Annotated in this window: 7 protein-coding genes and 1 riboswitch; all 7 genes read left to right on the top strand. The window is 62.6% G+C overall.

From position 1 onward, the window contains the following. The first annotated feature begins 537 nt into the window (after positions 1-537). The 7 genes from cobT (at position 538) to cobO (ending at position 7757) form a co-directional block, all read left to right on the top strand. Complete coding sequence (gene cobT, locus AC1RJW_RS26110; protein ID WP_493047495.1) at positions 538-1578, top strand: nicotinate-nucleotide--dimethylbenzimidazole phosphoribosyltransferase; 1041 nt, start codon at positions 538-540, stop codon at positions 1576-1578. Positions 1579-1582: 4 nt separating this feature from the next. Continuing rightward, positions 1583-2389: an adenosylcobinamide-GDP ribazoletransferase gene (locus AC1RJW_RS26105; RefSeq protein WP_493047494.1), complete on the top strand. Its 807-nt coding sequence runs from the start codon at positions 1583-1585 to the stop codon at positions 2387-2389. 4 nt (positions 2390-2393) lie between these two features. After that, entirely contained in the window at positions 2394-2948 is a 555-nt protein-coding gene (locus AC1RJW_RS26100) for a histidine phosphatase family protein (RefSeq protein ID WP_493047493.1), read from the top strand. 44 nt (positions 2949-2992) lie between these two features. Beyond that, a riboswitch (cobalamin riboswitch) is annotated at positions 2993-3234 on the top strand. A gap of 127 nt (positions 3235-3361) precedes the next feature. Then, entirely contained in the window at positions 3362-5233 is a 1872-nt protein-coding gene (locus tag AC1RJW_RS26095) for a TonB-dependent receptor domain-containing protein (RefSeq protein ID WP_493047492.1), read from the top strand. A gap of 89 nt (positions 5234-5322) precedes the next feature. Further along, the gene (locus tag AC1RJW_RS26090; RefSeq protein ID WP_493047491.1) at positions 5323-6348 is read left to right on the top strand and encodes a FecCD family ABC transporter permease; all 1026 of its coding nucleotides are present in this window, start codon (positions 5323-5325) and stop codon (positions 6346-6348) included. Between the two features lie 7 nt (positions 6349-6355). Then, positions 6356-7123: an ABC transporter ATP-binding protein gene (locus tag AC1RJW_RS26085; RefSeq protein ID WP_493047490.1), complete on the top strand. Its 768-nt coding sequence runs from the start codon at positions 6356-6358 to the stop codon at positions 7121-7123. Position 7124: 1 nt separating this feature from the next. Next, positions 7125-7757 (top strand): cob(I)yrinic acid a,c-diamide adenosyltransferase, encoded by a 633-nt coding sequence (gene cobO / locus AC1RJW_RS26080; protein WP_493047489.1) that lies wholly within the window; start codon positions 7125-7127, stop codon positions 7755-7757. The last annotated feature ends 6 nt before the right edge of the window (positions 7758-7763 follow it).

Below are 7763 nucleotides of genomic sequence, written 5' to 3'. Positions count from 1 at the left end.
TGCATGTGTAAGGCATGCCGCCAGCGTTCAATCTGAGCCAGGATCAAACTCTTCAGTTTAATCTCTGTTACTTTGCCGTTTTACCGGCACCGTCATTGCTGACGGGTCGCTCACTCAAAAAACTGACAGGCTACTTCCGAAGAAGTATCCTATTTCATTATTTCTTGTGAACATTTGATATATTTTAAGTTAGACGCCAATCCTAAGATTGACGCTGCACTTACATCAAATGCCCACACTTATCGACTGTTAATTGTTAAAGAACTGTATTCGGTACTGCTTATTTGCTACTCTCGCGCTATCGACAAAGCGTTGTGTTTGTCAGCTGCGAAGAAGGAAGAGTATGAAGCATTTCGCTAAATCCGTCAACTCCTTCTTTTTCACCCTGCTTTACTCGGCATTTGCATGCGTCGTTCAGCGAGGGGGCGAATTATAGCCAAGGCGCGCGGACCCTGCAAGCGCTAATTTGCAGTCGGGCAAATATTGCTGTGTGATATCGTAGCGCCGACAATACCCTGCCTCATCACCTTGACTCCCATGCCTATCCCACACATCGCCCCCACCGCCAATCCCGCCCTGGCCAGCGCCCTCGAACACGCCATCAATAGCAAGACCAAGCCGCTGGGCAGTCTCGGCATGCTGGAAACCCTGGCGCGCCAGGTCGGCCTGATCCAGCAAAGCACGCAACTGGTATTGCGCCAGCCGGCCATCATCGTTTTCGCGGCCGACCATGGCGTCGTCGCGGAAGGCATTTCCGCCTATCCGCAAAGCGTGACCTGGCAAATGGTAGAGAACTTCCTCGGCAACGGCGCCGCCATCAACGTCTTTGCCCGCCAGGCCGATTGCGCCCTCTATATAGTAGACGCCGGGGTGAACCACGATTTCGGCCCGCGCGACGGCCTGCTGCACCGCAAACAAGCTCCCGGCACCCGCAACTTTGCCAAGGAACCCGCCATGAGCCAGGAACAATGCCTGGCCGCCATGCAGGCGGGCATGGACCTGGCCGCCACCTTGGACGGCAATGTGCTGGGCTTTGGCGAAATGGGCATCGGCAACACCACCGCCGCCGCCGCACTGATGCACAAGCTGACGCAAACGCCGGTCGCCGACTGCGTGGGCGCAGGCACAGGCCTTTCCAAGGAAGGCATATTGCACAAGCAGCAGGTGATCGAGGCGGCCATCGCCCATCATGCGGCAGTCCATGAGCCGCTCGACGTGCTGGCCACTTTTGGCGGCTTCGAGATCGCCATGATGGCCGGCGCCATGCTCAAGGCAGCCGAACGGCGCATGATTCTGCTCATCGACGGCTTCATCGTCAGCAGCGCCTTGCTGGTGGCGGCCCGTTTGCAGCCAGCCATCCTCGATTACTGCGTGTTTTCGCACTGCTCCGATGAAAACGGCCACCGCCAGCTGCTGGAAAGCCTCGGAGCGCGTCCGCTGCTGCACCTCGATTTGCGCCTCGGTGAAGGCACGGGGTCGGCGCTGGCCTTGCCGCTGCTGCACGCGGCCGTGAACTTCATGCGCGAAATGGCCACCTTCGCCTCGGCCCAGGTCAGCGAAAAGTCCACGCCAGACTAAGACCATGGCCAACCCCGTTTCCGCCGCACTCCACCAGTGCCGCCTCTTCTTCATCGCGCTGCAGTTCTTCACGCGCCTGCCGATCCCCCGCTGGGTGGGTTTCGAGCCAGCCTGGCTGCAGCACGCCTCGCGCTACTTTCCGCTAGTCGGCGTGGTGGTAGCGGCGATTTGCGGCGCCGTGTATCTGCTGGCCAGCTGGCTCCTGCCTTCGGTCGTGGCCGTGCTACTGGCCGTCGCCGCCGGCATCTACCTGACGGGCGCCTTCCATGAAGACGGTTTTGCCGACATGTGCGACGGCTTCGGCGGCGGCTTGACGCGCGAGCGGGTGCTGGAAATCATGAAGGATTCGCGCATCGGCGCGTATGGCGCCATCGGTATCGTCTGCCTGCTGGTCATCAAGTGCGCGGCGCTCGCTTCACTGCCGCCTGCCACCATCGTGGCGACGCTGTTCATCGCCCATCCGCTCTCGCGCCTGGCCGCCGTAGCCCTGATCTGGCTCATGGACTACGCGCGCGATGAAGGCAAGGCCAAACCGATGGCCCAGGAAATGACGACGGGGGAATTCATCATTGCCGCCGCCTTCGCCCTGCTGCCGGCCATCGCCTGCGGACTGCTGGGCATATTTGACTGGGCGGCGCTGGCCCTTGCCATCGTGGCGGCGGCGGCTGCCGCATTCTGGCTGGGCCGCAAATGCCAGCGCCGCCTGCAAGGCTACACGGGCGACTGCCTGGGCGCCGTGCAGCAGGTGGCGGAAATGGCGATTTACCTGGCCATCCTTTCCAGCTTCCAGCCGCCTACACGCTTCTATTGACACCATGCGCCTGCTCCTCGTTCGCCACCCCACGCCGCAGGTGACCAGCGGCACCTGTTATGGCCGCAACGACGTGGCGGTGGCGCCGCATGAAATCGCGAGGGTGCGCGCCCATCTGCAAGCGACCTTGCCACCCGGTGTGCCGCTCTACGCCAGTCCGCTGCGCCGCTGCGCCGGCCTGGCGACGGCCCTGGCGCAGGATCTGCCCGCGAGCGAATTGCACTTTGATGCCCGGCTGGCCGAGATGGATTTCGGCACCTGGGAAATGCAGCCCTGGCACGCGATTGCGCGCGCGGACATCGATGCCTGGGCCGCGGACCTCGCCTGGTACCGCCCCGGCGGCGGCGAGAACGTGCTGGCGATGGCTGCCCGCGTCGATGCGTTTTTAGGCGATCTGTTGCGCGAACAACACGACACGGCGATCATCATCTGCCATGCGGGCACCATCCGCCTGCTGTCGGCATTGCAGGCGCAGCTGCCATTGGAGGAAACGGCCCTGCTGGCCGCCCATTCCGCCCACAAAATCGCCTATGGTGCGACGGTCGTCGTCGATTTCTGATATCGAATCGTCCAGCCAGCCATGTCAGTCCACGCCCACTGCACGTATAATGACCGGGTTTTGGTGCCCGCGCTCATGTCCATGAGCGCAGTTAAACGGGAAACACGATGCCGCGCTCGCGGCGAACGTGTGCTGCCCCCGCAACGGTAAGCAAGTGTCGCCCCTCTCTACAGGAAGCGGACGACAAGCTATCTCTGACAACCACTGTGCTTGCAATCATCGAGCATGGGAAGGTGGGATAGCCGTACTTGCCAGCCCGGATACCGGCCAGGACAGGTGGAAGTGTGCGAACGGGGATGTTCGCGATCCGAATGGCCCATGGCCATCTTCGATCGTCATCTTCAGTTCCCACTTCTGTTCAATCTGGCCTACGGGGACGTCGGCTGGTTGCATATTACTTATTGAAAATTATCATGACCCATGCTGTTTCCCGCCACGCGGCGCTCACGTCGCTCGCGCTAGCCATTGCCGCGCCTGCCGCTTTCGCCCAATCTACGCCCGACACCTTCGATCCAGTGGTCGTCACCGCCAACCGCTACCCGCAGCACCTGAGCGAAGTACTGAGCGATACGCAGACCATCAGCTCGGAAGAAATCGCCCGTTCGGGCGCCGGCTCGCTGATCGACCTGCTGCAAAAGCAGCGCGGTATCGAGGTAACCCGCAATGGCGGCGCAGGCACCTCGGCCAGCGTGTTCATTCGCGGCGCGAACAGCAACCAGAATATCGTCCTGGTCGACGGCGTGCGCATCGGCTCGTCCACCCTTGGCACGGCCAACTGGAGCGCCCTGCCCCTGTCGAGCATCGACCACGTTGAAATCGTCTACGGCCCGCTGAGCACCATGTATGGCGCCGATGCCATCGGCGGCGTAATCCAGATCTTCACCAAGAAAGGCGACGGTGCCACGCGCTTCTCCGCTTTCGCCGGCTACGGCAGCAACAACACGCGCCAGGCGGAAGCCAGTGTCGCCGGTTCGACGGGCGGCGCAAACAGCTTCAGCTACGCGCTGGCGGCAGGCAAGGAAAAGTCGGATGGCTTCTCCGCTTCCAGGCTGGGTGCCTCCTCGTTCACCTACAACCCGGACAAGGACGGCTACGACAAGGAAAGCGTCAGCGGCCAGTTCGGCTACCAGATGGCCAAGGGCCATGAGGTCGGCCTGGTGTTCCTGAACAGCGAACTGAAATCCCAATACGACGCCGGCCCAGGTTACGATGCGCGCAGCAACCAGAAGCTGCAAAACATCTCCGTCTTCACGAAAAATGAATTCATGCCCAACTGGACCAGCGAACTGCGCTACGCGGAAGCGCGCGACAAGTCGGGCGACGACAGCAGCGCCGCATCGTATGGCAAAAGCCAGATCGACACGAAGCAGACCGACATCACCTGGCAGAACGACATCCGTATTGGCCGCGACAACCTGCAATTGCTGGCCAGCTACCGCGATGAAGATGTCATGTCAAGCAGCACGCCGGAAGTGACGGGCGCACGCAATACCAAGTCCTACGCAGCGGCGTACAACATGGTACGCGGCGCGCACCTGTTCAATATCAGCGGCCGTCGCGACGACAACTCGGCATTCGGCTCGCACAACACGGGCAGCATCGCCTACGGCTACCGCATCAGCAATGCACTGCGCGCAAACGCCAGCTACGGCACTAGCTTCCGTGCACCGACCTTCAATGAGCTGTACTACCCGGGTTATGGCCTGGCATCGAACAAGCCGGAAACAGGCCGCAATGCAGAAATCGGCCTGCACTACAACGACGGCGTATCGCAAGCCAGCGCCAGCTACTACCATAACAAGGTCACCGACCTGCTGGTCAACACCACGCCTTGCCCCGATCCGCTGTTCAACGGCAGCTATGGCTGCGCCTACAACGTCAACAAGGCCCTGCTCGAAGGCGTGACCCTGGCGGCCAGCCGCAAGTTTGGCGCCTTCAATGTCAGCGGCAACATCGACCTGCAAGACCCGCGCGATGAAACCAAGGACAAGCAACTGGTACGCCGCGCCAAGCAGCACGCCAATGTCGCCGTTGACTACACGCTGGGCGCCCTGACCTCGGGCGCCGAATGGCAGTTGTCGGGCAAGCGCTACGACGATGCCGCCAACAAGAACGTCCTGGGCGGATATGGGCTGGTCAACCTGTATGCCACCTACCAGTTTGCTCCTGAGTGGTCGGTGCTGGCACGCTGGAACAACATCGCCAACAAGGACTACGAACTGGCCCGTTTCTATGCGACGCCAGGCTCGAAAGTCTTCGTCGGTGTACGCTACGGCATGAAATAAGCACGTCATCATGATGTAAGCTGCGGGCGATGGCATTGCTTTCATCGCCCGCAGATGCAGTCCTGCAGTCCCCGTTTTTAAGGCAGTACATGCACCCATTCTTTCGCAATATGCGCCACCGCGCCACCGTGATCCTCACGGTGCTGGTCGCGTGCGCCGTTGCCAGCCTGATTTTCTCCGGCATGATCGGCTCGATCGCGATTCCGCTCGCCGACCTGCCTTCCGCCCTGTTCCACGTCGTACAGGGCAAGACCGACACCCTCGCCGCCACCCTGCTCGACCTGCGCCTGGGCCGCGCGCTGACCGCCTTCGTTACCGGCGCGGCGCTGTCGCTGGCGGGCCTGATGATGCAGGCCTTGCTGCGCAATCCCCTGGCCGACCCGTATGTGCTGGGTATTTCCGCCGGCGCCTCCGTCGGCGCCCTGGCCGCGCTGTTGTTCATGTGCGCGCTGTGGGTGGTCGATGCCGCCGCCTTTGCCGGCGCCGTCGGCGTGTCCATGCTGCTGTACTTTTTTGCCCGGCGCGACCTGCGCGGCGGCACGGCGGCCGAAGGCGGCGCTTCGCTCTTGCTGCTGACGGGCGTGATCCTGGCCTCGGCCTGCATGGCCATCGTCACCCTGATGCTGTCCATCGCTCCGGAAAGCCGCTTGCGCAGCATGGTGTTCTGGATGATCGGCGACCTGTCCGGCGCGCCAGCGCGGCTGATGCCCTGGCTGGTCCTGGCCGGCGCCCTGCTCTTCGCCTTGCGCTGTGCGCGATCGCTCAACGTCATGGCCCTGCACGCGGAAGCGGCCAGCACCCTGGGCGTGCGCGTAGGCGCCCTGCGCAAGGGACTGTTCTTCTGTTCCGGCCTGCTCACGGCCAGCGCCGTCACCAGCGCCGGCAGCGTGGGCTTCGTCGGCCTGATCGTGCCGCACGCGCTGCGCTTTGCCTGCGGCCCCGATCACCGCCTGCTGATACCGGCCGCCGCTCTGGCCGGCGGCACCTTCCTCGTGCTGGCCGATACCCTGGCGCGCACCGTGCTGGCACCCTTGCAGCTGCCCGTCGGCGTGGTGACAGCCATGATCGGTGCCCCCGTCTTCCTGTACCAGCTCCATCGATTGCGCAGGAGATGAAAAAAGCATGATACGCACCTACCAACTGGGCCTGAAGGCGGGCACGCGCTCCCTCGTGGAAAACCTCACCTGGCAGATCAAAGACGGTGAATGCTGGAGCGTCATCGGCCGCAACGGCGCCGGCAAGAGTACTTTGTTGCGCACCCTGGCCGGCTTGCGCGAACCGGATGCCGGCCACGTGACGATACAGGGCCGCGCCCTGATCGACTGGCCACTGGAAGCACTGGCGCGCGAACGGGCCTTCCTGGCGCAGGCGAGGCACGACGCGTTCTCCTACCGCGTCATCGAAACCGTGCTGTCGGCGCGCCACCCGTATCACGACAACCATTACTGGGAAGGCAGCGACGACCAGCGCATCGCCCTGGCGTCACTGGCCTCGATGGAAGTGGACCACTTGGCCGAGCGCGACGTGCGCAGCCTGTCCGGCGGCGAACGCCAGCGCGTGGCGATCGCCGCCATGCTGGCACAGGACACGCCCCTGCTGCTGCTGGATGAACCGGCCAACGCACTGGATCTGGCGCACCAGGTCAGCGTCATGGGCCTGCTGTCCAAGCTGTGCCGCGAACAGAATAAAACCGTGGTCATGGTAGGCCATGACCTGAACCTGGCGCACAGCGTCTCGACCCATGCGCTGCTGCTGATGGGCGACGGCGGCTGGCTGGCCGGCCCTGTGGCCGAGGTGATGCAGGCCTCCATCCTGGGCGACTACCTGGGCCACCCGATCGAAATCATCGATCACGGCAAACGCAAGATATTCATACCGAAAGAGGACTGACATGAGCGACAACAAGACCATCGACGCGGACACCGCGGCCATCAACGAACGCCACCGCGTGCGCATGGAACGCAAGAAGGCCATCATCGACGCGGCCATCGCCAAGGCGGACAAGGAAATCGGCATCATCATCGTCAACACGGGCAATGGCAAGGGCAAGAGTTCGAGCGGCTTCGGCATGGCCATCCGCGCCATGGGCCACGGCATGAAAGTGGGCGTGGTGCAGTTCATCAAGGGCGCCATGTCGACTGGCGAAGAGAAATTCCTGCGCCGCTTCCCCGACGAAATCAGTTTTCATGCTATGGGCGAAGGCTATACCTGGGAAACGCAGAACCGGGAACGCGACATCGAAAAAGCCGAATTGGCATGGGAGCAGGCGAAGACCTTCCTGGCCGACCCCAGCTACGGCTTGGTGCTGTTCGACGAACTCAATATCGCCCTCAAGTACAAGTACCTCGACGTGCACAAGGTTATCGCCGACCTGCTGGAGCGCCCGCACATGCAGCACGTGGTCATCACGGGCCGCGGCGCGCCGGACGAACTGATCGCGATCGCCGACACCGTCACCGAAATGGCCGTCGTCAAGCATGCGTACGCGGCCGGCATCGGCGCACAAATCGGCACCGAGTGGTAACAGCGC

Source organism: Janthinobacterium sp. GW822-FHT07A03 (genome assembly GCF_058798815.1).
Note: the sequence above shows the minus strand (reverse complement) of the source record. Positions and strands in the feature narration are given on the sequence as shown.